This is a genomic window from Providencia sp. Marseille-Q8014 (assembly GCF_965112055.1).
The window spans coordinates 1,016,638-1,040,349 of record NZ_CBCOPT010000001.1 but is presented as its reverse complement, the minus strand read 5'-3'; the positions used below and the strand labels follow the sequence as shown (position 1 = coordinate 1,040,349).

The 23,712-nt window shown below is 41.9% G+C and carries 26 protein-coding genes, 1 tRNA gene and 2 pseudogenes; 19 read left to right on the top strand and 10 right to left on the bottom strand.

The window, feature by feature from the left end:
• Nucleotides 1–77: 77 nt before the first annotated feature.
• Complete coding sequence (locus ACWPW6_RS04480; protein WP_154623969.1) at nt 78–1,013, top strand: LysR family transcriptional regulator; 936 nt, start codon at nt 78–80, stop codon at nt 1,011–1,013.
• Here ACWPW6_RS04480 and ACWPW6_RS04475 read toward each other — a convergent pair.
• The gene (locus tag ACWPW6_RS04475; RefSeq protein ID WP_154623970.1) at nt 987–1,907 is read right to left on the bottom strand and encodes a LysR family transcriptional regulator; all 921 of its coding nucleotides are present in this window, start codon (nt 1,905–1,907) and stop codon (nt 987–989) included. The genes ACWPW6_RS04480 and ACWPW6_RS04475 overlap by 27 nt on opposite strands.
• A gap of 122 nt (nt 1,908–2,029) precedes the next feature.
• Between ACWPW6_RS04475 and ACWPW6_RS04470 the strand changes: the two genes are divergently transcribed.
• Complete coding sequence (locus ACWPW6_RS04470) at nt 2,030–2,902, top strand: MBL fold metallo-hydrolase (protein WP_154623971.1); 873 nt, start codon at nt 2,030–2,032, stop codon at nt 2,900–2,902.
• A gap of 68 nt (nt 2,903–2,970) precedes the next feature.
• Nucleotides 2,971–3,615 carry a DsbA family protein gene (locus ACWPW6_RS04465; RefSeq protein ID WP_250000044.1) on the top strand — a complete coding sequence of 215 codons (645 nt, stop codon included), beginning with the start codon at nt 2,971–2,973 and terminating at the stop codon, nt 3,613–3,615.
• A 28-nt stretch (nt 3,616–3,643) separates the two neighbouring features.
• Here the strand turns inward: ACWPW6_RS04465 and ACWPW6_RS04460 are convergent, their stop codons facing one another.
• Nucleotides 3,644–4,459, bottom strand: a complete 816-nt coding sequence (locus ACWPW6_RS04460) for a prepilin peptidase (protein ID WP_250000041.1) — start codon at nt 4,457–4,459, stop codon at nt 3,644–3,646.
• 280 nt (nt 4,460–4,739) lie between these two features.
• Here ACWPW6_RS04460 and rsmE point away from each other — a divergent pair, with 280 nt between their 5' ends.
• The 9 genes from rsmE (at nt 4,740) to hemW (ending at nt 11,486) form a co-directional block, all read left to right on the top strand.
• Nucleotides 4,740–5,471, top strand: a complete 732-nt coding sequence (gene rsmE, locus ACWPW6_RS04455; protein WP_154624088.1) for a 16S rRNA (uracil(1498)-N(3))-methyltransferase — start codon at nt 4,740–4,742, stop codon at nt 5,469–5,471.
• Between the two features lie 9 nt (nt 5,472–5,480).
• Nucleotides 5,481–6,428 carry a glutathione synthase gene (gene gshB / locus ACWPW6_RS04450; RefSeq protein ID WP_154624087.1) on the top strand — a complete coding sequence of 316 codons (948 nt, stop codon included), beginning with the start codon at nt 5,481–5,483 and terminating at the stop codon, nt 6,426–6,428.
• Between the two features lie 79 nt (nt 6,429–6,507).
• A complete protein-coding gene (locus ACWPW6_RS04445) occupies nt 6,508–7,071 on the top strand; it encodes a YqgE/AlgH family protein (protein ID WP_154624086.1) in 564 nt (187 codons plus the stop codon).
• The gene (gene ruvX / locus ACWPW6_RS04440; RefSeq protein WP_154624085.1) at nt 7,071–7,490 is read left to right on the top strand and encodes a Holliday junction resolvase RuvX; all 420 of its coding nucleotides are present in this window, start codon (nt 7,071–7,073) and stop codon (nt 7,488–7,490) included. The genes ACWPW6_RS04445 and ruvX overlap by 1 nt, the downstream gene beginning before the upstream one ends.
• A gap of 123 nt (nt 7,491–7,613) precedes the next feature.
• Complete coding sequence (locus ACWPW6_RS04435; RefSeq protein ID WP_154624084.1) at nt 7,614–8,309, top strand: YggS family pyridoxal phosphate-dependent enzyme; 696 nt, start codon at nt 7,614–7,616, stop codon at nt 8,307–8,309.
• A gap of 10 nt (nt 8,310–8,319) precedes the next feature.
• Nucleotides 8,320–9,141 carry a pyrroline-5-carboxylate reductase gene (proC, locus tag ACWPW6_RS04430; protein WP_250000038.1) on the top strand — a complete coding sequence of 274 codons (822 nt, stop codon included), beginning with the start codon at nt 8,320–8,322 and terminating at the stop codon, nt 9,139–9,141.
• 18 nt (nt 9,142–9,159) lie between these two features.
• Nucleotides 9,160–9,744 (top strand): YggT family protein, encoded by a 585-nt coding sequence (locus ACWPW6_RS04425; RefSeq protein ID WP_154624082.1) that lies wholly within the window; start codon nt 9,160–9,162, stop codon nt 9,742–9,744.
• Nucleotides 9,745–9,760: 16 nt separating this feature from the next.
• Nucleotides 9,761–10,354 carry an XTP/dITP diphosphatase gene (locus ACWPW6_RS04420; RefSeq protein WP_154624081.1) on the top strand — a complete coding sequence of 198 codons (594 nt, stop codon included), beginning with the start codon at nt 9,761–9,763 and terminating at the stop codon, nt 10,352–10,354.
• Nucleotides 10,347–11,486: a radical SAM family heme chaperone HemW gene (gene hemW / locus ACWPW6_RS04415; protein WP_250000036.1), complete on the top strand. Its 1,140-nt coding sequence runs from the start codon at nt 10,347–10,349 to the stop codon at nt 11,484–11,486. Before ACWPW6_RS04420 ends, hemW begins: the two co-directional genes overlap by 8 nt.
• Before the next feature lie 50 nt (nt 11,487–11,536).
• Here hemW and ACWPW6_RS04410 read toward each other — a convergent pair whose 3' ends face one another.
• The 5 genes from ACWPW6_RS04410 to trmB all read right to left on the bottom strand — a co-directional run bounded on the left by ACWPW6_RS04410 (nt 11,537) and on the right by trmB (nt 15,546).
• Entirely contained in the window at nt 11,537–12,487 is a 951-nt protein-coding gene (locus ACWPW6_RS04410) for a siderophore ABC transporter substrate-binding protein (protein ID WP_154624079.1), read from the bottom strand.
• Between the two features lie 209 nt (nt 12,488–12,696).
• A complete protein-coding gene (locus ACWPW6_RS04405) occupies nt 12,697–13,422 on the bottom strand; it encodes a DUF2884 family protein (protein WP_250000033.1) in 726 nt (241 codons plus the stop codon).
• A gap of 37 nt (nt 13,423–13,459) precedes the next feature.
• Entirely contained in the window at nt 13,460–14,386 is a 927-nt protein-coding gene (glsB, locus tag ACWPW6_RS04400) for a glutaminase B (RefSeq protein WP_196713847.1), read from the bottom strand.
• 111 nt (nt 14,387–14,497) lie between these two features.
• Nucleotides 14,498–14,827, bottom strand: a complete 330-nt coding sequence (locus ACWPW6_RS04395; protein WP_163860759.1) for a YggL family protein — start codon at nt 14,825–14,827, stop codon at nt 14,498–14,500.
• Nucleotides 14,827–15,546, bottom strand: a complete 720-nt coding sequence (gene trmB, locus ACWPW6_RS04390) for a tRNA (guanosine(46)-N7)-methyltransferase TrmB (protein ID WP_154624076.1) — start codon at nt 15,544–15,546, stop codon at nt 14,827–14,829. The genes ACWPW6_RS04395 and trmB overlap by 1 nt, the downstream gene beginning before the upstream one ends.
• A gap of 406 nt (nt 15,547–15,952) precedes the next feature.
• Here trmB and mutY point away from each other — a divergent pair, with 406 nt between their 5' ends.
• The 7 genes from mutY to ACWPW6_RS04355 all read left to right on the top strand — a co-directional run bounded on the left by mutY (nt 15,953) and on the right by ACWPW6_RS04355 (nt 21,589).
• Nucleotides 15,953–17,017 (top strand): A/G-specific adenine glycosylase, encoded by a 1,065-nt coding sequence (gene mutY / locus ACWPW6_RS04385; RefSeq protein WP_250000031.1) that lies wholly within the window; start codon nt 15,953–15,955, stop codon nt 17,015–17,017.
• Nucleotides 17,017–17,286 (top strand): oxidative damage protection protein, encoded by a 270-nt coding sequence (locus tag ACWPW6_RS04380; RefSeq protein ID WP_154624074.1) that lies wholly within the window; start codon nt 17,017–17,019, stop codon nt 17,284–17,286. The genes mutY and ACWPW6_RS04380 overlap by 1 nt, the downstream gene beginning before the upstream one ends.
• Before the next feature lie 54 nt (nt 17,287–17,340).
• Nucleotides 17,341–18,414: a membrane-bound lytic murein transglycosylase MltC gene (mltC, locus tag ACWPW6_RS04375; protein ID WP_163860757.1), complete on the top strand. Its 1,074-nt coding sequence runs from the start codon at nt 17,341–17,343 to the stop codon at nt 18,412–18,414.
• A 189-nt stretch (nt 18,415–18,603) separates the two neighbouring features.
• Nucleotides 18,604–18,679, top strand: a tRNA-Phe gene (locus tag ACWPW6_RS04370).
• A 195-nt stretch (nt 18,680–18,874) separates the two neighbouring features.
• Nucleotides 18,875–20,140 (top strand): tyrosine-type recombinase/integrase, encoded by a 1,266-nt coding sequence (locus ACWPW6_RS04365; protein WP_409049039.1) that lies wholly within the window; start codon nt 18,875–18,877, stop codon nt 20,138–20,140.
• Nucleotides 20,141–20,394: 254 nt separating this feature from the next.
• Nucleotides 20,395–20,679: a membrane protein gene (locus tag ACWPW6_RS04360; RefSeq protein WP_004917096.1), complete on the top strand. Its 285-nt coding sequence runs from the start codon at nt 20,395–20,397 to the stop codon at nt 20,677–20,679.
• Between the two features lie 325 nt (nt 20,680–21,004).
• Nucleotides 21,005–21,589, top strand: a complete 585-nt coding sequence (locus ACWPW6_RS04355) for an antirestriction protein ArdA (protein WP_272573038.1) — start codon at nt 21,005–21,007, stop codon at nt 21,587–21,589.
• 194 nt (nt 21,590–21,783) lie between these two features.
• Here ACWPW6_RS04355 and ACWPW6_RS04350 read toward each other — a convergent pair.
• The 3 genes and pseudogenes from ACWPW6_RS04350 to galE form a co-directional block, all read right to left on the bottom strand.
• Nucleotides 21,784–22,397, bottom strand: a pseudogene (locus ACWPW6_RS04350) (IS1595 family transposase).
• A gap of 69 nt (nt 22,398–22,466) precedes the next feature.
• Nucleotides 22,467–22,661 (bottom strand): hypothetical protein, encoded by a 195-nt coding sequence (locus ACWPW6_RS04345; protein ID WP_210838882.1) that lies wholly within the window; start codon nt 22,659–22,661, stop codon nt 22,467–22,469.
• 23 nt (nt 22,662–22,684) lie between these two features.
• Nucleotides 22,685–23,707, bottom strand: a pseudogene (gene galE, locus ACWPW6_RS04340) (UDP-glucose 4-epimerase GalE).
• Between the last annotated feature and the right edge of the window lie 5 nt (nt 23,708–23,712).

Here is a 23,712-nt window from a genome sequence, read left to right as displayed (position 1 = left end):
TTCAGAGAAAGGCAGGGAAAAAAAATATCTATTTTGCTAAAATCTATTCATTTCTGATATAGGATGGTCAATACACTATGCAAACTCTCTCTTGGCGACACCTTGAAATTTTTCGTGCAGTTATGACCACCCCAAATCTGACGGAAGCCGCGTTATTGCTGAACACTTCACAGCCGACGATTAGTCGAGAGTTGGCTCGCCTAGAACACCTACTACAATTTAAATTATTTGATCGTATCAAAGGCCGATTACGCCCTACAGCACAAGGGCTACGTTTTTTTGAAGAAGTTGAACGTTCATATTATGGCTTAGAGCGAATAAAAAATTCAGCACAAACGATCCGACGCTTTGATAATACACAGCTCTCGGTTATTTGCTTACCGGCTTTTGCTCAATCTTTACTGCCAAATGTATGTCAAACCTTCATGGCTGATTACCCAGACGTCAGTCTTACCGTGATCCCACAAGAATCTCCGATTCTGGAAGAATGGCTCTCTGCACAGCGTTATGATTTTGGTTTAACTGAGCATTTACAACCCCCTCCGGGTACCGAACAACTCACATTAGGGTCACTTAATGAAGTGTGTGTATTGCCAGCAGGACACCCCCTTGAAAAGAAAGGAATGCTAACGCCTACTGATTTTCTGCATCAACCTTTTATTAGTCTTTCGCTGACAGATAGCTATCGGCAACTGATCGATACCATTTTTACCCAACATCAAATCGAAAGAAAAATGGTGATGGAAACTCATTCTGCATCCTCTATCTGTGCAATGGTTCTCAAAGGCATTGGTATTTCTATCGTGAATCCAATAACAGCATTGGATTTCCACCAGCAGTCCGCAGGTAAATTAATTATTCGCCCATTAAGTTTTTCAATTCCTTTTACTGTGAGTTTCATTAAGCCGGTTCATCGCCCGTCATCACAACTCTCTGATATCTTCACTCAATATTTAAAAGCGTCATTTGCTCAAACTGAGCGTGATTTAAGCGCCGCGTTGCTGCATCAATGACAACCAATATTCAGAGGTGGCAAACCAATGACCCAGAAAATCCAATACGGCTCTTAATGTTGTCGGCATGTTTTGACGGCTAGCATATACTGCATAAATACCTAACGGCTGAGGTTGGTAATCAGGCAATAGTTGAATTAACTCGCCTGACTCCAGATATTTTTTGACGGACAAATAAGGTTGCAGTGTAATTCCCGCCCCATTTAGCGCCGCTTGCGCTAAAAAGACAGATTCATCGGCACTGAGACGCCCCCCGACCAATACAGAAAAAGGCTCATTCGCTTTTTCAAAATGCCAAAGGCTACGACCAAAAAAATGGTAAGTTAGACACTCTAAGGGCGCTAGATCCTCTGGTTTAGTAGGGAGTTTTTTATCTTTTAAGTAAGATGGCGCAGCACACACCACAGAATGGCAAGTTGAAAGTGGCTTGGCGATCAAACTGGGTTCTAATTGGTTAGTAATTCGTATCGCAACATCAATGCGCTCTTCAATCAGGTTCACCGATTTATTCGTCACACTGAGGTCAATTGCCATATTCGGATAAGAGTGTAAAAACTCCGTTATCGCAACCGAGAGGGCCTGACTGGCAATAGATTGGGCGCAACTAATACGCACTAACCCTGATAGCTGATTCGCATCATGCTGTTGTTGAACAGGTAACGTCTGAGAAAGTGCATTCAATTTTAACGCTTGCTGATAAACGCCCTCACCAGCCGATGTTAAACTTAATCTTCTTGTCGTGCGATTTAACAAGCGTACTCCCGCCCACTGCTCCATTTCAGCCAAATAGCGAGTTACCATTGCCCTCGACATATCCAATTTATCAGCAGCACCACTCATACTGCCCTGCTCAACAATACTAATAAACACTTGAACCGCTGTGAGTCTATCCATCTATTTGACCGATTTATGCAACAAATATTTGCTAATTATGACGTTTTTCTCATCATTATTGCAATTTAATATACATCTCATCGAACCAAACACGAAACAAAGATAATAATGAGGAATAAAGAATGAAACTCCGCACCGTCGCTCTAACGGCATTCGTTACACTAACGACCGCATTTACCCAAGCCGCAACACTAAAACTGGATGTGTATAATCCCGGAAATAACAGCATCTTCCCTGTCTCTTCTGAAATCATCAGCGGCGATAAAGAAGTGATACTAATAGACGCGCAATTCCAAAAAAACGATGCTCAAGCGCTTGTTAACCAAATCAAAGCGCTCAATAAAACGCTAACAACCATTTATATCAGCCATTCTGACCCAGATTATTACTTTGGGTTAGACACCATTATTAAAGCGTTTCCCGATGCAAAAGTGGTCGCAACCCAAGAAACTGTCGAAGCTATCAAAGCGTCAAAAGAGAGTAAACTCGCGTACTGGCGGACAATACTGAAAGATGAAGCGCCAGCAGCTCTCATTGTTCCCGATGTAATACAAGGAGACCGTTTTACTATCGAAGGTGAAACATTATTGATTAAAGGAAGTGATGGCCCAGCCCCTGAACGTACTTATGTTTGGATCCCATCACTGAAGGCTGTTGTCGGTGGTGTCGTTGTCTCGGACAACATTCACGTTTGGGTTGCAGATACGCAAACCAAAGAGTCACGCCAACATTGGCAACAAACGTTAGAAAATATTCAGGCTTTGAACCCTAAGATTGTTGTACCGGGGCACTTTACAGGAAATTCAAAAAGGGATCTAACGTCAGTCACCTTCACCCAAAATTATTTAAAGACTTTTGAAACAATGGCTGAACAAAGTCAGGATGCCAAAATGTTAACGAGTAAAATGGAACAGGCTTACCCAAATCTTGATGACAAATCGAGTTTAGAACTAAGCGCTAAAGTTATTAAAGGCGAGATGCAGTGGCCACAATAAGCTCATTTTGATTGGTCTATTCCCATAAAAATAGACCAATCAAACCAAACAAAACCTAAGGATGACCGATGAATAAAATCACTTTATATTATATTTATGACCCCCTGTGTGGCTGGTGCTATGGTGCTTCACCACTTATCCAAATTGCCAATACCCATCCTGATATTACTTTAGCACTACATGGTGGAGGTATGCTCGCTGGCACTTCACGCCTACAGATGGATAGCCAATTTCGTGAACATATCATCCAGTCCGATAAACGTATTGCAGCCATGACAGGGCAAACTTTTGGTGAGGGTTATTTAGCCATGTTGCATGAGCCTGACCTCATACTTGACTCAGCCCCTCCGTTGTTAGCAATACTGGCGGCCGAAAAACAGCATCAAGCACTTGCTATGTTGCAAGCCGTACAGCAAGCGCATTATATTTCTGGGCGCCATATCAGCGACCCTAAAATATTATCAGAAATCGCACGGGAGATTGGGTTAGATACCACACAATATCTTTCAGACTATGCACAATTCACAGGTGAAAAGCTGCATTGTCACATTCAGCATAGCCGCCAATTACTGACACAATCAAACTCGTCAGGCTTCCCTACTTTACTCATAAAACAATCGGATAAATGGCTACGCATTCCACTACAGAACTACTTAGGTGAGCCGAAAAAATGGCAGCATTTTTTAGATTCTTTAGTGGCTGAAAATCAATGATAAGTCACTCATTTGTAGCATCGATGAGTCATGAGTTTATCAACAGAAAAAATAACCAATAATTTGCGCTGATAATAATTGCAGGGCCAAATGGAATATGGGTGATTGTTTTATGCCGATAAAAGAGATAAACACCCCCATAATAAGCACAACCAAGGCCTGCTGCCAAAGCAAAAAACTTAGGTAAATCCATAAGGCCCAACCATGCAGCGCAAGCGGCTATAAGCTTAAAATCGCCTCTCCCCATTTGTGGGGATTGCCGAATTTTTTCCACCATAGTGGTTATCAACATAATAGAGAGGTAACTGACCACCACGGCATAAATTGCTGAAACGACATTGCCTTGAGAAGCACATGTTTGATACAGCAAGCCTATCCATAGTAAGGGATAAGTTAACACATCCGGTAAATAGCCTATTTTAATATCAATAATAAACAAACTAACAATTAAATTATAAAAAACACTCAATAAAATAATTAAAATCACTTCATGATTAAATAAAAAAACACTCACAACCAAATGTAAATAGACTAAATACAAACATTTACTACTAATATTAATTTCATTCTCATTAAAATACTTAACAGGTATATTCTTTAGAATCCATCGTGTGATTTTTACTGATAAAACAAGGATAAAAAGCAAGAATAAAAGTTTATAACCACATGTATTTAATAAAAAATAACCTTCAACACCGACACCTGTTCTTATGGGACAAAAATAATTTCGACATACGGTAAAAAATGAAAAAATAGGCGCCATAACACTATCAATATAACCAAACGATAATATAGATAAATTATGGATAATTTTTTGGTAGAGCCTTTCAACAAGTAATATCACATGTTCTCCTTATTCCCTTATGGAGTCATAGATGAATATACCGTAACTTTATGGTTCCCCCTACACTATTATTCCGACAAAAATGCTCGCTTTATCCATTATAATTCTACATAGCTTTGCATAGTTGACGGCTATTCACTCAACAAATACAACTCAAACCAGACTACAAAAATTTATGAGATCACGATAAACTAAGACACTAACCTTGTTTTTGGGGATTTCCCCCCCATATTTTCACTTTGTTATCGGTATTTTAACCTTGTATTTTTAAGGAAACCTTATGCGCATCCCACGCATTTATCACCCAGAGCCACTACACATTAACACAACAATCGCTCTTGGCGATGATGCAGCCAATCATGTCGGGCGCGTACTTCGTATGACCGCTGGCCAAAAACTGGAACTGTTTGATGGCAGTAATCAGGTATTTTGCGCTGAAATAGTAGAAGCCACAAAAAAGAAAGTCTCCGTCGATGTCATCAGCGGTCATCTTGATGACAGAGAGTCTCCATTGGATTTACACCTTGGGCAAGTGATCTCTCGCGGAGAAAAAATGGAATTTACGATTCAAAAATCAGTAGAACTGGGTGTTAATACAATCACGCCTTTATTATCTGAACGTTGCGGTGTTCGACTTGATGCGGAAAGATTTGAAAAAAAATTACAACAATGGCAAAAAATTGCTATTGCCGCCTGTGAGCAATGTGGCCGCAACCGTATACCAGAAATTCGGCCTATTCAGTCACTTGAGACATGGTGCGCTGAAAATGATGGGGCGTTTAAAGTGAATTTGCACCCAAGAGCAACACAAAGCATCAATACATTACCGGCCGAATTAAATAAAGTTCGACTGTTAATCGGCCCTGAAGGTGGGCTGAGTGAAGACGAAATCGCCATGACAGCAAATTATCAATTTACTGATATTTTACTTGGGCCAAGGGTATTAAGAACTGAAACGACTGCGCTCACTGCAATCACTGCACTGCAAGTGCGCCTAGGTGATCTAGGTTAAGGAGAAAAAATGATCAAGCTCGGTATAGTAATGGATCCAATTTCATCCATTAAAATCAAAAAAGATACTAGTTTTGCTATGATGCTGGAAGCTCAACGTCGTGGTTATGAAATCCATTATATGGAGATGAACGACCTCTATCTGTATCAAGGTGAAGCGCGCGCAACAACAAAAACGGTCACGGTCGAAGAAAACCCAAATAATTGGTATCAGTTTACATCTGAGCAAGATATTGCGCTTGGTGATCTAGACGCCATTCTCATGCGTAAGGATCCACCTTTCGACACAGAGTTCATCTACGCCACCTATATTCTTGAAAGAGCAGAACAGGCTGGTGCACTGATCGTCAATAAGCCACAAAGCTTACGTGACTGTAATGAAAAGCTGTTTACTGCGTGGTTCCCAGAGTTAACGCCTGACACGCTTGTGACTCGTAATGCTAAACAATTACGCGAATTCCATCAAAAACACGGCGATGTCATCTTCAAGCCTCTTGATGGTATGGGTGGAGCTTCTATTTTCCGCTTGAAACAAGATGATCCTAACGTTGGCGTGATTATTGAAACGCTCACCGAACATGCGACACGTTATTGCATGGCTCAGAACTACCTCCCCGCGATTAAAGATGGCGATAAACGCGTACTCGTCGTTGATGGAGAACCAGTACCTTACTGTCTCGCCCGTATTCCCGCACAAGGGGAAACACGAGGAAACTTAGCGGCTGGTGGCCGAGGTGAAGCACGCCCATTAAGTGAAAGTGATTGGGCAATCGCCCGTGCTGTTGCACCAACATTGAAAGCAAAAGGCTTATACTTTGTTGGTTTGGATATTATTGGTGACAGACTGACTGAAATTAACGTCACCAGCCCAACCTGTGCGCGCGAAATTGAAGCCGCTTACAATATATCGATTACAGGTATGTTGATGGACGCAATTGAGCGTGATATCAAAAAGTAGCACTCTACTTATAAGAAAAGACCTACAATAGGTCTTTTCTTCAAAATATCGACTAAAAGAGGTTATAAGCCAAATAGTTATGAACTTACAGAACCATTTTTTGATAGCAATGCCAACACTCACCGACCCTTATTTTGAGCAATCCGTTGTTTATGTGTGCGAGCACAATGAAAAGGGTGCGATGGGAATTGTCATTAATAAACCAATTGATGATTTTTCCGTCAGCGCTATGCTCGAAAAATTAGAAATCACCATTTCAACGAGTACTAATGCGAGCAACCTAGCAAAACCGGTGATTGCTGGTGGCCCTGTCGCGGAAGAACATGGTTTTATTCTTCATACACCAATTAAAGGCTTTGCTTCAAGTTTGCACCTCAATGACAATATGATGGTGACAACATCCAAAGATATTTTAGAAACGCTAGGTAATGATCAGCATCCAATGCAATCACTCGTCGCGCTGGGTTATGCCAGTTGGGAGCCAGGCCAACTGGAAAGTGAAATCATGGAAAATAGTTGGCTAACGGTTGAGGCTATCCCTGAATTAGTGTTTGATACCCCCATCAAAGATCGCTGGCAGGCAGCGGCAAATCTGCTAGGGATTAACATTCATACTATTTCTATGCAAGCAGGACACGCATAATGTCGAGCAGAACACTTATCGCCTTTGATTTTGGTACTAAAAGTATCGGTGTCGCCGTAGGGCAAGAAATTACAGGAACAGCTCGTTCGCTCGCCTCACTAAAAGCCAATGATGGACGCCCTGATTGGCAACAAATAGAAAAACTGTTGCAAGAATGGCAACCCCAATTGGTGATTGTTGGCCTGCCTTTAAATATGGATGGTACCGAGCAACTGGTCACCAGCCAAGCACGTAACTTTGCCAATCGTATTCATGGCCGCTTTGGCGTCAAAGTCGAATTGCATGACGAACGCCTTTCTACCGTTGCGGCAAAAGCGGAACTCTTTGAGCGCGGTGGCTACCGAGCACTGAGTAAAGGTAAAGTGGATTCCGCTTCCGCAGTTGTTATCTTAGAAAGTTGGTTTGAACAGCACCTTTAAGATGACCGTTTTCTTTCGAAATGTAATTTTTTTCAATCTATACACGCAAAGGTGCCGTTATCGAGCAATATGCTTTACACTATGGGGATTATGATTATCCACCTAATGTAATTGAACAGAATAATGACCATTCAAAGTAATATCTCTGATGTAAAAGCTCGCATTGAACGAGCGGCTGCTGAATGCCATCGCTCTTCACAAGACATAACACTGCTTGCTGTCAGTAAAACCAAGCCTTGTGACGCCATTTTGGCGGCAATTGAGGCTGGACAGCGTCAGTTCGGTGAAAATTATGTTCAAGAAGGTGTTGAGAAAATACAATTTTTTGCGGATAGGCAAGATCTTGTGTGGCACTTTATCGGCCCATTACAATCCAATAAGAGCCGCCTCGTTGCTGAACATTTTGACTGGTTCCATACCTTAGATCGGCAGAAAATCGCCCAGCGTCTTAATGATCAACGACCAAGCACTAAAGCACCATTAAATGTATTAATCCAAATTAATATCAGTGATGAAAATAGCAAATCAGGCATAAAACTAGAGCAATTGGCTGATCTGGCGAAGCAAGTTAGCCAAATGCCAAATTTAGTTTTTCGTGGTTTGATGACAATTCCAGCTCCCGAAACCGACTATCAACGCCAATGCGAAGCCTTTCGCAAAATGGAGCAAGCCTATAAACAATTACAAATTCACTACCCTAGCGTTGATACTTTGTCGATGGGAATGACTGATGATATGACCGCCGCTATCCATTGTGGTTCAACCCTTGTTCGAATCGGAACAGCGATTTTTGGTGCCCGTGACTATCACAATGTATAAGGAGAACAGCATGCAACATCGCAAAATTGCCTTTATTGGGGCCGGAAACATGGCCCACGCTATTATTGCGGGACTGGTTAACCATGGCTATCCAGCCTCGATGATCACCGTCTGCTCACCAACACCGACTCGCCGCGATAAGATTGCCGAACAATATGGTGTTATTAGTCATAGTGATAATTTGTCAGCAGTACAACAAGCCGATGTGGTGGTACTCGCAGTCAAACCACAAATGATGGAAGAGGTCTGCCAACCGTTACAAAAAGAGGTTGATTTTAGCCAGAAGCTGGTACTGACCATTGCCGCGGGGATCCCTGCCCATCGTTACTCTGATTATTTAGCTCAGCCATTACAATTGGTGCGCATTATGCCAAATACACCGTCACTGGTTGGTAAAGGTGTGAGTGGTTTGTTTACTGAAAGTCATATTAACGCAGAAGACAAACAATTCGCAGAACAGTTGATGCAGAGTGTTGGCTCAACGATTTGGTGTGAACAAGAGCAAGAAATTAACCGTATTATTGCAATCACAGGTAGCTCACCAGCCTACTTTTTCCTGTTTATGGAATCTATGCAGCAAGAGGCTGAAAAGCTCGGTTATAGTGCAGAACAAGCACGCCAATTAGTCTTAGATGCCGCTGAAGGTGCAATTACACTCGCCAAATCACAGAATGATACCGCCTTTGCCACTTTGCGTGAGCAAGTCACCTCGAAAGGGGGAACAACCGCAATGGCATTGGCTCAATTTTATGATCAAGGTCTTCCGCAAACGGTAGCAAAAGCCATGCAGAGTGCTATCTCACGAGCAGAAGAAATGGAAAAACTTTTTTAATTAACAGTGGGACGAGACATGCAGACCTTACTTTTTGTCGTAACAACTCTTATTCAACTTTATATTTTTGTTCTGCTGCTACGTGTATGGATGCAGTGGGTACGAGCCGATTATTACAACCCGTTCTCACAGTTTGTGGCAAAGATAACTAAGCCTATTGTTATACCATTGCGTCGTCTTATTCCTGCTATTGGCCCTATCGATACCGCATCTGTTGTGGTTGCATTTATCTTAGCGCTAGTGAGCATCGTTGTCAGTTTATCACTCACAAACACATTGCCAATTCTCGGGATCACCGTCATTCCTATTGGTATTATTTTGTTATTAACCTATGCAGGTAAACTGATCTTTTGGATGATTTTAATCAGAGCCATCATGAGCTGGGTAAGCCAAGGCCGCAACTCTGTTGATTACCTACTGTACCAATTAACAGAGCCTTTAATGGCGCCAATCCGTCGTATCATCCCTGCAATGGGCGGGTTAGATTTCTCTGCAATGATTGTGATGTTTATCTTGATTGCTCTAAATTATCTGCGTTTAGATGTGTCACTCATGATTGACCCAACATTGACGGGTATTCTCTACTCTATCGGTGTGATGTAATAAAGAGTCATTAATAATGCAAAAAGTTGTTTTAGCAACCGGCAATCCGGGAAAAGTGAATGAACTTGCAGACCTACTACGTGATTTTGGTATGGATATTGTTGCCCAAACTTCACTCGGTGTAGAGTCTGTTGAGGAAACAGGGCTAACATTCATTGAAAATGCGCTCTTAAAAGCTCGTCATGCATCTAAACACACAGGGCTTCCAGCGATTGCTGATGATTCAGGTATCTCAGTAGATGCCCTCGGTGGTGCACCTGGCATCTACTCCGCACGCTATGCTGGAGAAGATGCCAGTGATGAACAAAACCTGCATAAATTACTGGATGCCATGAAATCAGTGCCTGATGGCCAACGTCAGGCACAATTTAATTGTGTGTTAGTATATCTACGCCATGCAGAAGACCCAACGCCACTGGTGTTTCATGGTCGCTGGCAAGGAGTGATTACCCATAAGCCTTGTGGACAAGGGGGTTTTGGCTATGACCCTATTTTTTATGTTCCCGAACTGAATTGTACTTCAGCCGAACTCACTAAAGCTGAAAAACAAGCTGTTTCACACCGAGGTAAAGCGTTAGCAATGCTATTGGATGCACTCAAAAATGCTTAAGCTCCCCCCTCTTAGTCTGTATATCCATATTCCTTGGTGTGTACAAAAGTGCCCATATTGTGATTTTAACTCACATACTCTGAAGGGGGAGATCCCCCAACAAGAGTATGTTGAGCACCTATTACATGATTTAGAAAATGACGCCAAATTAATCGGTGATCGCACCATCAAAACTATTTTTATTGGTGGTGGCACCCCGAGTCTCTTAAGTGCCAAGTCAATGCAATCACTCATGGACGGTGTACGACAACGCGTTAACCTTTCTCCAGATGCTGAAGTCACGATGGAGGCCAATCCCGGAACCGTAGAGGCGGATCGTTTTTCAGGTTATCAAAAAGCCGGTATCAACCGAATCTCAATAGGCGTACAAAGCTTTGGTAACGATAAACTAATCACACTAGGGCGGATCCATGGTGCCGAAGAAGCTAAGCGGGCAGCCAAGCTCGCAACCCAACTCAATCTACGTAGTTTTAACTTAGATTTAATGCATGGGTTACCTTCACAAACCCGAGATGAAGGGTTATCGGATTTACGCCAAGCGATTGAATTAGCGCCACCTCATCTATCTTGGTATCAATTGACTATCGAACCTAATACACAGTTTGGTTCTCGACCCCCAACGCTACCGGATGATGATACCTTGTGGGATATTTACTCAGAAGGTCATAAATTATTAATCGCCGCCGGCTATGAACAATATGAAACTTCAGCTTATGCTAAGCCTGGTTTTCAATGTGAACATAACCTTAATTATTGGCGGTTTGGTGATTACCTTGGTATCGGCTGTGGTGCTCATGGTAAGGTTTCATTCTCAGATGGGCGTATCTTGCGCACGATCAAAACCAAGCACCCTCGCGGCTATATGGAAGGACGTTATTTACAAAAATCCTATGACGTTGCTAACCAAGAGAGGCCGTTTGAATACTTTATGAACCGCTTTCGGTTATTAGAAGCGATGCCTAGATGTGAATTTAGTGAGTATACTGGATTAGCTGAATCTGTAGTAAGAAGCTCAATTGATGAAGCGATTGCTAAAGGTTATATCACCGAAACTGAGCATGAGTGGCAGATGACCGAACACGGTAAATTATTTCTAAATTCATTATTAGAACTTTTTCTTAGTGAAGAATAACCCCTTTCAGCCAATATAAAAAAACCCACGCATGTCGTGGGTTTCTATCCTTATAATGCCTTGGCAACTTCGTTGACTTGTTCGGTCAAACTCACTAAGCCCCCACCGGATAAATACCACAGATCCGATTTAAGGTAGGTGATCTTACCATTTTTATATGCTTTCGTTTCTTGAATGTTTTGATCTTCAAAAACCGTTTTATCCAGCTTACCCGCCCCAATTGCTTCGCTACGATCCACAATTAAAATCACATCAGGATTTGCTTGTGCTATCGTTTTGGTATCAACAACGCGGCGCTTAGCTTTATCAGCCTCAGCAGGAGCAGGAAGCTCAACACGTTGTGCTTTCACAACATCATAAACAACACTTTGATTATTCGGGATTAGCTTACCATCATTGTGTAGCAGTACTAACACGTTAGATTTCGATTGTTTCGCTTTTTCTTGTGCAGCAGCAATCGACTTATCCAGTTGTGCCAACTGTTCTTCTACCGCTTTTTGATTGCCATAAAGCTCACCAATTAGATTGATATTTGCTTTAACTGAATCAATATAATGCTTGCTATCTGTCCCTAAATTAACTGTTGGTGCAATCTTCGATAACGCTTCATAAGATTTGCCTTGACGGCCTGTAATCACGATAAGATCAGGCTTCAATTCAGCAATTTTATCCAAGTCTGGCTGCTTCATTCCACCTGCATTTTGCATCGTTGTTGGAATACTGCCTTTCACATATTCAGGTGCATTCCCTGTCGGCAAAGCCACCACTTTATCGCCTAATCCTAGCTTTTGCATGGAATCATAGATACCGAAATCGAATAAAACCACTTTCTGTGGCGCTTTATTCACTTCAGTTTCTCCAGACACATGTTTGATATTCACTTTTTCAGTGCCTTGTGCAATGACGGCATTTGGCGTAAAGACTGTCGATTCTGCACTCAGTGCATACGGCGCGGAAAAAGAAAGTAAGGAAACAAGTACAGCAGGAATGAATTTTTTCATATAAACAATACCAGTTAAGTCGCTAAACCAAACTCGCATTCTAGAGTGAGTTGTTAATAAGTCAATTAAATAAGAATCAATTTCATTTTGATTATTATTATTGATAAAAACATCACATTTTTGCAATAAAGATAATAAAAGGCAGCAATGCGATAAAAAACACGGCTACCTAACAATTTAATATGACTTAAAAAACGCCTATTCCGTTTTTACTTAAGCGCATTCATCAAGGCAATTCGTTGTTGTTCCAACGATGTCACTTTGCCGCAAACTTGCTGGCCAAATTGTTGGAAACTATTCTCTTGCTTTTTCCATTCTGCTTCTAAGTCTTGCTGCAAGCCACCTAGATTTCCAAGCAGTCCTTGTAAGACCTTGCTGCTATCTCCACCTGAGAGTAGCTGTTTACGCCCCATTTCATTAATACTGTCTTGTAATATTCCCCCTAAGCTATCATTCACTAATTGGCGCCCTTGAGTTTCAACTTTATTTATTGCGTCATGGTGAAAAGCATAGCCATTTGGGCGAGTTTCGATCACTTGGTTGATCTGCCCATTAAGGTCATTTTCTAATTTTGAGAGGCGCTTACGTACATTACTATCTTCTCCGATAACGCGTATGACCACTTTATCGAGCGTATTTTTTGATACGGACAGTTTCTGTTGGGTTTCCTGTTTAATCCATGGAAGATCATTGCGAACAGCCGTTTGGTAACGAATAGCCTGCTGCCTTTGCTGTTCAGTCAACGTAATGCTTTGACCATTAAGGGTCACATCACCATTTGGAGTGATTTTCAAATCACCACTGCGTCCGATAACTTGCACATTTTCAGGAGTCATAAAGATATCATCCTTAGGTGTCACTGAACATTTGTAGTCAGCGGCCTGACTGGTTGCACAAGCTAATAATGAGAATGCAATTAAAGTACGGCGTAACATAGTAACTCCTATTCGATCGTTTTATCTTTGGTGATAACTAGAACACTGAACGACCAATTCGTTTTGATAATAATTCTAACGCTGCACACCCCACCAGCGAGTTCCCTGCGGAATCTAGCTCGGGCGCCCATACCGCCACAGAGAACTGATTCGGTACAATGCAGACGATCCCACCGCCAACACCGGATTTTCCTGGCATGCCAATGCGAAAAGCAAACTCACCAGAGCCATCATACATACCACAAGTCATCATTAACGCATTAATTTGCCGTGATTGTAATGGCGTAATAATCGGGTCAACCGAGCAAGCTGAAACCCCTTGCGCAGTCAAATAAGAGAAACAGCGCGCTAGCTCTACACAGTTCATACTGAGAGAACAATAATGAAAGTAAGTTTCGAGAACTGTAAGGACATTATTCTCAAAATTACCAAAGGATTTCATTAAAAAAGCAATTGCGGCATTTCGGCTTGCATGCTCAAGTTCTGAACGCGCAACCTCAAGGTCATAGCTAATATCTGGTTCGCAAGCCAGTTTTCTGACAAACTCCAGCATACGTTGTTTCGGTGCACTTAGCCGTGATTGCAACATATCCGTAATCACGATGGCCCCTGCATTAATAAACGGGTTACGCGGAATACCTTTTTCCATTTCGATTTGGATCAAGGAATTGAAAGGTAAACCCGAGGGCTCTTTCCCAACTCGACTCCAAATTTCATCTTCTTCATAGCGCGTCATCGCCAAAGTCAAACTAAGCACTTTGGAAATCGATTGGATCGAAAAACGAGTTTGAGCATCTCCTGCCATAAAAGTCTCACCTTCTGCGGTGTGCACCGCAATCCCCAATTGATGAGGAGAGACTTTCGCTAATGCAGGAATGTAATCGGCAACTGCACCTTGACCAATCAATGGTCGCACTTGATCTAAAATATCATTCAATAATTGATTAGAAAACAGACGACTCACTGCGCTTTACTCCAGAAAACAAAGGCATCCATTAAGGATGCCTTTGGTCGTAACAACCGTTAGAGTTCGTAAAACGAGGAAACCAAATAAATTGATTACCTAGTTAAGAACTTATTCCCACCAAACATCAAATAGTTCAGAAACAACGATATCTTTCATGCCTTTTGATTTCAGCCAATTTTCCACGATTGCACGGTGTTCTTCGGTACACTTACCAATTTTTTGCAAGCAAACAATACCTTCCCAGCTCATATAGCCACTCGCTTCGAATGCTAAGCCATTCGGTTCAATCGCTTCCGCAATCAGTGCATCAACAGCACGATCAACTTCTTCAATTGGAGTGCCTTCTTCAAAACTCCATTTTACGATAAACCCTAACTCTTGGAATTCATCAATACGTAATTTTTTGCGTAAACGACGACTACGTTGTTGCTTAGCCATTATTTTGTCCTCTCAAACATTAAATCCCATACACCGTGCCCTAATCGCTGGCCACGCTTTTCAAATTTTGTTTCTGGTCGTGTTGCTGGACGAGGAACATAATCACCAGATGCTGATAAGTTTTTATACCCTTGCGCATGAGTCATCACTTCCAACATATGCTCTGCATAAGGCTCCCAATCCGTTGCCATATGAAAAACCCCACCTACAGCAAGTTTTGTGCGGATCTTATCAGCAAAAGGCCCCTGAACGATACGACGTTTATTATGTTTCGCCTTGTGCCATGGATCTGGGAAAAATAACTGAACCATCGATAAGCTCTCATCTGGGATCATACGGTCCAAAACTTCAATTGCGTCATGGCACATCACACGCAAATTAGTCACATTCTCTTCTTTTGCTGAAGCAAGACATGCTCCAACCCCCGGCGCATGAACTTCAATCCCAAGAAAGTTTTTTTCAGGGTTTTGTGAAGCCATAGTGACCAAAGAGGCTCCCATCCCAAAACCTATCTCTAACACAACAGGGTTTTGATTATTAAAAACCGCTGCAAGATCTAAAGGCTGTGCGACAAAATCGATACCCATTGCCGCCCATTCACTTTGTAGCGCATCTTCTTGGCGTTGCGTCAAACGCCCTTGGCGACGAACAAAGCTGCGAACGCGGCGCATAACCCGCCCTTCTTCATTATATTCTGGGGAGATGACGTTATTGATCATAATATAAAAATTCTACGAATTAATTGCCTAATCAAGTAAATAAGCGAAACATGACTGTATCTGTCTACTCTCTTCCATGTATCAGTAGCACAACGAATAAAATAGATTGCATACTCTAATTCCCTCAGTCCACTGAGAGGCTAACACCGATATCTCAAAGTGCGCAGATAGCGACACCACTAAGCTAGCTCAACAAGGTAGCCAAACAAAGTCCAACATCCGTGCAGCATAGCGAGTATATATTAAAGAGCAGGGAGTTTATCAAAACTCCACCAAAGTTACAGGTGAAAATTGGATAACTTTACACTCTAGCACACAATAAGCGGTTTACAGTGTGTTCGGTCTATGTTGCAATCCTGAGCATCACTGACTTTTAATAGAACTACCGATAAAAACAATATACTCAATGGAAGCTCAACAATTTTCGCTCGCCGTGCTTAACTGGTATCACAAATATGGACGTAAAACTTTGCCATGGCAAAAAGAAAAGACGTCCTATCATGTCTGGCTTTCCGAAGTCATGCTGCAACAAACCCAAGTAAGTACGGTTATCCCCTATTTTGAAAAGTTTATCAGCCGTTTTCCTGATGTCATCGCGCTCGCAAATGCCCCCCTCGATGAGGTATTACACCTTTGGACGGGTCTTGGTTACTATGCTCGTGCACGAAATTTACATAAAGCCGCAAAAGTGATTGCTGAACGTTTTCATGGTCAATTCCCAACTTCATTTGATGACGTTGTCGCTCTTCCCGGAGTTGGCCGTTCAACAGCAGGAGCTATCTTGTCGCTATCACAACAACAGCACTACCCAATTCTTGATGGTAATGTTAAACGAGTACTTGCTCGTTGCTATGCTATTGAAGGATGGCCGGGAAAAAAAGAAGTGGAAAATCGCCTATGGGAAATCAGCGCTAAAGTCACCCCCAACGAAGGCGTGCAATTCTTTAACCAAGCCATGATGGATTTAGGCGCCATGGTATGTACCCGTAGTAAGCCTAAATGTGAATTATGCCCACTACAGTTAGGCTGCGTCGCATACGCCAACCATTCATGGCAAAACTATCCGGGTAAAAAACCGAAACAAAAAATTCCTGAAAAAACGGCTTGGTTCCTCATTCTGCAACACGGAGAACAGGTTTGGTTGGAACAACGTCCACCGTCAGGTATCTGGGGAGGCTTATTTGCTTTCCCGCAATTCGAAACACAGCAACAAATGCACGAATGGCTGGTGCAAACGGGGATCAAACATGACACTCCAGAACAATTAATTGCGTTTCGCCACACTTTCAGCCATTTTCATCTGGATATTATTCCTGTTAAAGTTAATATTCAGGCATTTACTTCAGCCATGGATGAAGGCAAAGGACTTTGGTATAACTTAAATCTCGGTGCAACAATCGGCCTAGCTGCGCCGGTTGAAAGCTTACTTCAACAGCTTGCCGTGCCGCCTGATATTCTGAGGAAACAATAATGAGTAGAACAATTTTTTGTACTTTTTTACAACGTGATGCTGAAGGACAAGATTTTCAGCTATATCCGGGTGAGCTAGGAAAACGTATTTTTAATGAAATTTCCAAAGAAGCTTGGGGTCAATGGATGGCCAAACAAACCATGCTGATCAACGAAAAAAAATTGAATACGATGAACCCTGATGATCGTAAAATGCTGGAACAAGAGATGATAAAGTTCCTATTTGAAGGACACGATATCCATATCGACGGCTATACACCTGAAAAATAATCAATCGGTCTACCTGTTATTCGGTAGACCATTAGCTTGAATACTGTGGAATGTATGAAAAAACTGTTAGCCCTAACACTGCTGGTGCCTCTACTCATCTCCTGCTCCAGCAAGAAAGAATCTGATTTTAATCCTAACTATGTGAAAGACACCAATGGGTTCGATATTCTTATGGGGCAATTTGCCCACAATATCGAAAATATTTGGGGGATCAAAGAAGTTCTTATTGCCGGTCCTAAAGACTATGTGAAATATACAGATGAGTATCGTACTCGGAGCCACATAAACTTTGATGAAGGGACTATCACAGTTGAAACCATTTCCGCCGTAGAGCCTTCAGAACATCTGAAAAAAGCCATCATCACAACCTTATTAATGGGTGATGATCCAAACTCCATTGACCTATACTCAGATATTAACGATATTCCTCACAGTAAAGAGCCGTTCTTATTTGGTCAGGTATTAGATAATACTGGCGAACCCATTCGCTGGGAATGGCGTGCAACTAAATACGCTGATTATCTAATTAATAATAAAATGCAGCGCCGGCAGTCAGGAATGAATGTTGTCTGGTCTGTCACGATGCAACTCGTCCCTAACCACCTTGATAAACGTGCCCATAAATACCTGCCATTTATCAAAAAGGCTTCGGCTAAATATGGTGTCGATGAATCGCTTATTTTAGCCATTATGCAAATCGAATCGAGCTTTAACCCCTATGCAGTCAGCCGTTCTGATGCCTTAGGTCTAATGCAGATTATGCCAAACACGGCAGGAAAAGATGTTTTCCGTTCCCAAGGTAAATCAGGTGTACCAAGCCGTAGTTACCTCTTCGATCCAGAAAAAAATATCGATACCGGTACAGCTTACTTGGCAATTTTACAAAACAGTTATTTAGGCGACATTCAAAATGCAACCTCACGCCGTTATGCTGTCATCACGGCCTATAATGGCGGTGCAGGTAGCGTACTAAGAGTCTTCCATAGCGATAAAAAGACCGCTGCACAAAAAATTAATCAATTGGAACCTGGTGAAGTCTATGAAACGTTGTCAACAAAACACCCAGCAGCCGAATCGCGTAACTATTTAATCAAAGTTAATAAAGCGCAAAAAAATTATCGTCGCTAACCTTGTCATTGTATGAACAGAAAACACTCGTTTAAGCCTAGCGCTTTCGAGTGTTTTTTATTTCATTGTCTTTTTATTATGCTAATTGTTCAATCGTTGGCTAACATGTTGAAAAAAAGCGCATCTGATAGAAAGTTTTTTGAATTCACCTTGACTCCCACAGTGAAATCAGGTTTAATACGCCTCGTTGCCCGGATAGCTCAGTCGGTAGAGCAGGGGATTGAAAATCCCCGTGTCCTTGGTTCGATTCCGAGTCCGGGCACCACCTTATTATCAACAGACGTCAACCGACGTCTGTTTTTGTTTGTAAAGCCCGCTAAAATCAACACTCTCCCAAAGTTTCAACTCCACTGAATTCTACTCGATTCTACCCACATCAACCCCATTGTGCGGGTACAATTGCGGGTATACACTAGTTCGATAGAATTTTGTACCCATTTTATCTCTCAGGAAGCTCACTATGGCACTGACTGACGCTAAAATTCGGGCGGCTAAACCCGATGTGAAATCCTATAAATTAACCGATGGTGCAGGTCTGCACTTATTGGTTCACACTAATGGTTCTAAGTACTGGCGATTACGCTACCGCCATTTAGGTAAAGAGAAAACCTTAGCATTGGGTTTATACCCTGATGTCTCTTTATCAGAGGCGCGTTTAAAACGTGATGAAGCAAGAAAATTGATTGCTGACGGTATTGACCCGTGCGAACAAAAACGTGTGGCTAAAGCAGCTTCTGATGCTAATCTCTCTTTTGAAACCATCGCAAGACAATGGCATGCCAGCAATAAAAAATGGTCTGAATCACACAGTGAAAAGGTTTTAAAGAGTTTGGAGTCGCATGTCTTTCCTTATATTGGATTACGCGATATCACTACCCTCAAAACCCCTGACCTGCTTATTCCTATCCGTGCAGCAGAAAGTAAAGAGATTTATGAGATAGCTGCGCGTTTACAGCAACGTATTTCTGCTGTCATGCGTTATGCGGTGCAATCCGGTATTATTGGCTATAACCCTGCTATTGATACCGCAGGGGCTGTAACGACGGTACAACGCCAACACCGTCCAGCTCTTAATCTTGACCGTCTACCTGAACTCATTGCCCGTATCGATGCTTATAAAGGGCAGCCCGTCACTCGACTAGCCGTGATGTTAAATTTATTAGTGTTTATTAGGTCAAGCGAACTTCGCTATGCGCGTTGGTCTGAAATTGACTTCGATAAAGCCTTATGGACTATTCCTGCTCAGCGAAAGCCTATACCCGGCGTTAAATTCTCACACAGAGGCGCTAAAATGCGCACTCCGCATTTAGTTCCCCTTAGCCACCAAGCCATCACTATACTGAAAGAAATTTGGGCATGGACGGGTGAACATGAATTGATCCTAACGGGCGCTCATAATCCCTTTAAGCCTATGAGCGAAAATACAGTCAATAAAGCCTTACGCGTCATGGGCTATGATACGAAAACTGAAATTTGTGGACACGGTTTTAGAACGATGGCGTGTAGTTCATTAGTTGAATCAGGTTTATGGTCGAAAGATGCAGTAGAACGGCAAATGAGCCACCAAGAACGTAACTCAGTGAGGGCTGCTTATATTCATAAGGCAGAACATATAGATCAACGCCGATTAATGGTGCAGTGGTGGGCGGATTATTTGGATGCTAATCGGGAACATACGATTTCGCCATTCGACTTTGCAAAGTTGAATAATCCAATGAATCACTAAAACTTTAGCCATGTCATATAGGAGATCCATTTTCAATACGAGGAGTCGAATACTACGGTAGTATGCCGACTATATCGATTCATTGCGAAATGGTGGCAATATTGTTCATGGGAATTTTCATCGTCAAAACGCATGATAACTAACCACGATTTATCGTAATACATCTCATTCAATAAAAAACTTTATCACTGAAAGCCTCTGTCCTCACGGACAGGGGCTTTTTTGCTTTTAAATCAACCTAAAAGGAAATTATCATGGAAAATTACATTCGTTGCCCGGCCTGCGATTCAACTCGCATTCGTGAACGTCATATCGGGAAAAAGACAGGAGCTGTTGCTGGTGGCGTATCAGGCGCACTAGCTGGAGCGTCTATCGGCTCTGCTATTCCTGTTGTAGGGACGATTGCTGGTGCTGCGGTAGGCGCTCTATTTGGACGTTTAGTCGCTGGAGCTACTGCTGGGGCTGTGAGTGGTTCAGCTTTAGATGGCGTGGTATTTGATCGTTATGAATGTATCGAGTGTGAATACACGTTTGATTGATAGCCATAAGTTAACGGAAACCCCTGATGGGGTTTCATCTCTTAGGAGTCTGTGAGTCTGAACTGCCCCTAGTTTATTGGACAGGGGCTTTTTTCGTTTTAACCCACACAAAAATAAATCATGATAGAAAACTTAACACATTATCGGATATGTCAGTCTGCTCATTATCCTGATCTAAAACGCCATTAATCACGCTTTAAAGCAGATTATCTGTTTTCAGCTGATGGGGATTTTATATCAACATCAGCTTCTAAAGGGAAATAGCTCCCTTTATCAAAATATCGCCATTAATTAAATCACAATACATCAATAATAGGACACGAATATGCGTATAACTGCGACGGCTTCCCTATGCCTAAAATCGGGGATGATTTCTGTTTTTATTACGAATTTAGGTAAATATAACGAAGGTGAACTGGTCGGTGAGTGGCTTGAGCTTCCAGCAACCTCAAAAGAAATAGAACACTGTTTAATGCGGATTGGCATTGATGGTATTCACTATGAAGAGTATTTTTTGACCGACTATGAATCCTCCATTGATGGCCTTTCTTCTTACATTTCAGAATACAGCCTTTTAGATGAGTTGAACGAGTTAGCCACGCGATTAGCCATGTTATCGCCAGATGAAATTGACCTTTATCAGGCAGCTATTGAAATCGGTTCTTCAACGAGTTCAATTCATGATTTAATTCATTTAGCGGATAATTTAGATTCTTTCCAGCAATTAGCGGGGGTCAATAATGAATATGATTTAGGTTATTACTGGATAGAAGAAAGTGGTTGTTATGATTTAGCCCAACTGGGTCATTTATCCCATTACTTTGACTATGAACGCTATGGACGTGATGTTTGTCTTGAACAAGGGGGGATTTTTCACAGTGGAGGATATGTTTATCATACGGGTGGGTAGATAGGACAACAGAATGGGAGTCAAACCGCTTTCATCTCTTAAGGCGGGAAATAAAGAATGTCGTGGTACCCCAATGACATCCATAAGCTAGAACATTAATCAAACTAAACTCTATTTCAAGCCATCTTTACGGATATCCGTAAAGATGGCATATATGTGCTGCACATAATATTTGGGGCTGTCCTAGATAAGGTTTAAATTTTACCTTTAACTATCTGTTTTAGCATAGTTAATTGTTGTTTTGCACTAGGTGTGTTAAATCGCCATTCACACTCTTTTAAATACAGCTCAAAATGAGCCTTCGGAATACCGTTAAATTTACGCATGTGACGCTTCGCTTGGTTCCAAAAATTCTCAATGCCATTGATGTGATTTTGCCGGTCTTTTTTGTCGACAAACTGGGTGCTGTGATTGATCCTGTAATGCTTAAAATCGCTCACATCCAGTACGTCATAACTGGCAAAATTATCTGTGTAGACGATGCTGTCAGGGTAAATTTTTGACTCAATTATTGGCAGTAATGTCCGCGATTTAGCATCGGGTATAATCTTAGTATAAACCTTGTCACTACACTTCAATAGCTGGAATACAGTCACTTTACCGACTGTGCCTCTACCTAGCGAACCTTACGGCTTCCACCAAAATAACTTTCGTCGATTTATATCTCTCCTTCAAACCAAGAATGCTTATCAACGTGCTCAGTGATTAGCACTCTGAGGCGATGGGAATAATAAGCCGCAGTGTTCCTGTAGACACCAACTAATTCGGCAGCAATACTAGCTGTAGAGCCTGTAACAAACAGCTCAATTAACCATTCCTATTTGTACTGACTGAGTCTGCTTTTTCTCATAGAACTATTATAGATGAACTTAATTATCTAGGACTGTCCCCCTTTATTTTTATCTTCAAAGTGTTGTTTAAAAACCAAAACCTCACTCATTTTTACCTTACCATGCCTATTTCTTTTCGGTAACGGTAATCCTTCTAATTCACATGTAGTTCTATATAACATAGCTAAATACTCTGCCTTAACGCCAATATATAAAGCAAAAGAATCTATATCAATATTCATATCTTAACCTAAATCAAATAAATCTATTTATAACCATTAGGATTCTGCGATTGCCAACGCCACACGTCGTTAGCCATATCTTGGATAGAGTATTTTGCTGTCCACCCGAGTTCACGTTGTGCTTTAGCGGGGGTTGACCAATACTCAGCAATATCACCAGGGCGGCGGTCTGCTACTTTATAAGGGATTGGCTTACCTACAGCTTTTTCAAAAGCAGCAATGACTTCAAATACACTAGCCCCTGCACCTGTACCTAAGTTATAGGTATGCAAACCCGCCTTTTGGCTAACACAATTTAAGGCGGCAATATGTCCATCGGCTAAATCCATTACGTGAATATAATCACGAACGCCCTTACCGCCTTTAGTTGGTTAGTCGCTACCAAATACTGTCAGCTCAGGGCGACGTCCAACTGCAACCTGAGCAATAAATGGAGTTAGGTTATTAGGAATACCGTTAGGATCTTCTCCCATCAAGCCTGAATGATGAGCGCCTACAGGGTTAAAGTAGCGAAGCAAGACAGCCGACCATGTTGGGTCAGAGATCACTAAGTCAGCTAAGATGCGTTCTACCATATATTTACTGGTGCCATATGGGCTATTTGTATTACCGACAGAAGCTTCTTCCGTTAAAGGTATATGCTCAGGCTCACCATACACAGTGGCTGATGAGCTAAAAATTAAGCTTTTGACACCCGCTTTTTGCATACTGGCAAGTAATACTAACGTGCCATTGACGTTATTATCATAATACTCAATCGGTTTTTGAACGGATTCACCAACCGCTTTTAACCCAGCAAAGTGGATCACCGATGTGATTTGGTGCTCAGCAAAAATCGTATCCAGAATAGCGTTATCACGTACATCACCGGCATAGAAGACAGGTTTTTTACCTGTGATGGTTTCAATGCGGTTGAGTACTTCTGGGTTGGCATTACATAAATTATCTAAAATAATTGGCTGCATGCCTTGTTCAATCACCTGCACACAGGTATGGCTACCAATGTAGCCAAGACCGCCTATGACTAAGACTTTTGTTGGGTTCATTTTAA

What these genes read in the sequence shown, in the direction of transcription:
- ACWPW6_RS04480 (WP_154623969.1), top strand. Translation starts at nt 78, where the DNA reads ATGCAAACTCTCTCTTGGCGACACCTTGAAATTTTTCGTGCAGTTATG.
- ACWPW6_RS04475 (WP_154623970.1), bottom strand. Translation starts at nt 1,907, where the DNA reads ATGGATAGACTCACAGCGGTTCAAGTGTTTATTAGTATTGTTGAGCAG.
- ACWPW6_RS04470 (WP_154623971.1), top strand. Translation starts at nt 2,030, where the DNA reads ATGAAACTCCGCACCGTCGCTCTAACGGCATTCGTTACACTAACGACC.
- ACWPW6_RS04465 (WP_250000044.1), top strand. Translation starts at nt 2,971, where the DNA reads ATGAATAAAATCACTTTATATTATATTTATGACCCCCTGTGTGGCTGG.
- rsmE (WP_154624088.1), top strand. Translation starts at nt 4,740, where the DNA reads ATGCGCATCCCACGCATTTATCACCCAGAGCCACTACACATTAACACA.
- gshB (WP_154624087.1), top strand. Translation starts at nt 5,481, where the DNA reads ATGATCAAGCTCGGTATAGTAATGGATCCAATTTCATCCATTAAAATC.
- ACWPW6_RS04445 (WP_154624086.1), top strand. Translation starts at nt 6,508, where the DNA reads ATGAACTTACAGAACCATTTTTTGATAGCAATGCCAACACTCACCGAC.
- ruvX (WP_154624085.1), top strand. Translation starts at nt 7,071, where the DNA reads ATGTCGAGCAGAACACTTATCGCCTTTGATTTTGGTACTAAAAGTATC.
- ACWPW6_RS04435 (WP_154624084.1), top strand. Translation starts at nt 7,614, where the DNA reads ATGACCATTCAAAGTAATATCTCTGATGTAAAAGCTCGCATTGAACGA.
- proC (WP_250000038.1), top strand. Translation starts at nt 8,320, where the DNA reads ATGCAACATCGCAAAATTGCCTTTATTGGGGCCGGAAACATGGCCCAC.
- ACWPW6_RS04425 (WP_154624082.1), top strand. Translation starts at nt 9,160, where the DNA reads ATGCAGACCTTACTTTTTGTCGTAACAACTCTTATTCAACTTTATATT.
- ACWPW6_RS04420 (WP_154624081.1), top strand. Translation starts at nt 9,761, where the DNA reads ATGCAAAAAGTTGTTTTAGCAACCGGCAATCCGGGAAAAGTGAATGAA.
- hemW (WP_250000036.1), top strand. Translation starts at nt 10,347, where the DNA reads ATGCTTAAGCTCCCCCCTCTTAGTCTGTATATCCATATTCCTTGGTGT.
- ACWPW6_RS04410 (WP_154624079.1), bottom strand. Translation starts at nt 12,487, where the DNA reads ATGAAAAAATTCATTCCTGCTGTACTTGTTTCCTTACTTTCTTTTTCC.
- ACWPW6_RS04405 (WP_250000033.1), bottom strand. Translation starts at nt 13,422, where the DNA reads ATGTTACGCCGTACTTTAATTGCATTCTCATTATTAGCTTGTGCAACC.
- ACWPW6_RS04395 (WP_163860759.1), bottom strand. Translation starts at nt 14,827, where the DNA reads ATGGCTAAGCAACAACGTAGTCGTCGTTTACGCAAAAAATTACGTATT.
- trmB (WP_154624076.1), bottom strand. Translation starts at nt 15,546, where the DNA reads ATGATCAATAACGTCATCTCCCCAGAATATAATGAAGAAGGGCGGGTT.
- mutY (WP_250000031.1), top strand. Translation starts at nt 15,953, where the DNA reads ATGGAAGCTCAACAATTTTCGCTCGCCGTGCTTAACTGGTATCACAAA.
- ACWPW6_RS04380 (WP_154624074.1), top strand. Translation starts at nt 17,017, where the DNA reads ATGAGTAGAACAATTTTTTGTACTTTTTTACAACGTGATGCTGAAGGA.
- mltC (WP_163860757.1), top strand. Translation starts at nt 17,341, where the DNA reads ATGAAAAAACTGTTAGCCCTAACACTGCTGGTGCCTCTACTCATCTCC.
- ACWPW6_RS04365 (WP_409049039.1), top strand. Translation starts at nt 18,875, where the DNA reads ATGGCACTGACTGACGCTAAAATTCGGGCGGCTAAACCCGATGTGAAA.
- ACWPW6_RS04360 (WP_004917096.1), top strand. Translation starts at nt 20,395, where the DNA reads ATGGAAAATTACATTCGTTGCCCGGCCTGCGATTCAACTCGCATTCGT.
- ACWPW6_RS04355 (WP_272573038.1), top strand. Translation starts at nt 21,005, where the DNA reads ATGCGTATAACTGCGACGGCTTCCCTATGCCTAAAATCGGGGATGATT.
- ACWPW6_RS04345 (WP_210838882.1), bottom strand. Translation starts at nt 22,661, where the DNA reads ATGAATATTGATATAGATTCTTTTGCTTTATATATTGGCGTTAAGGCA.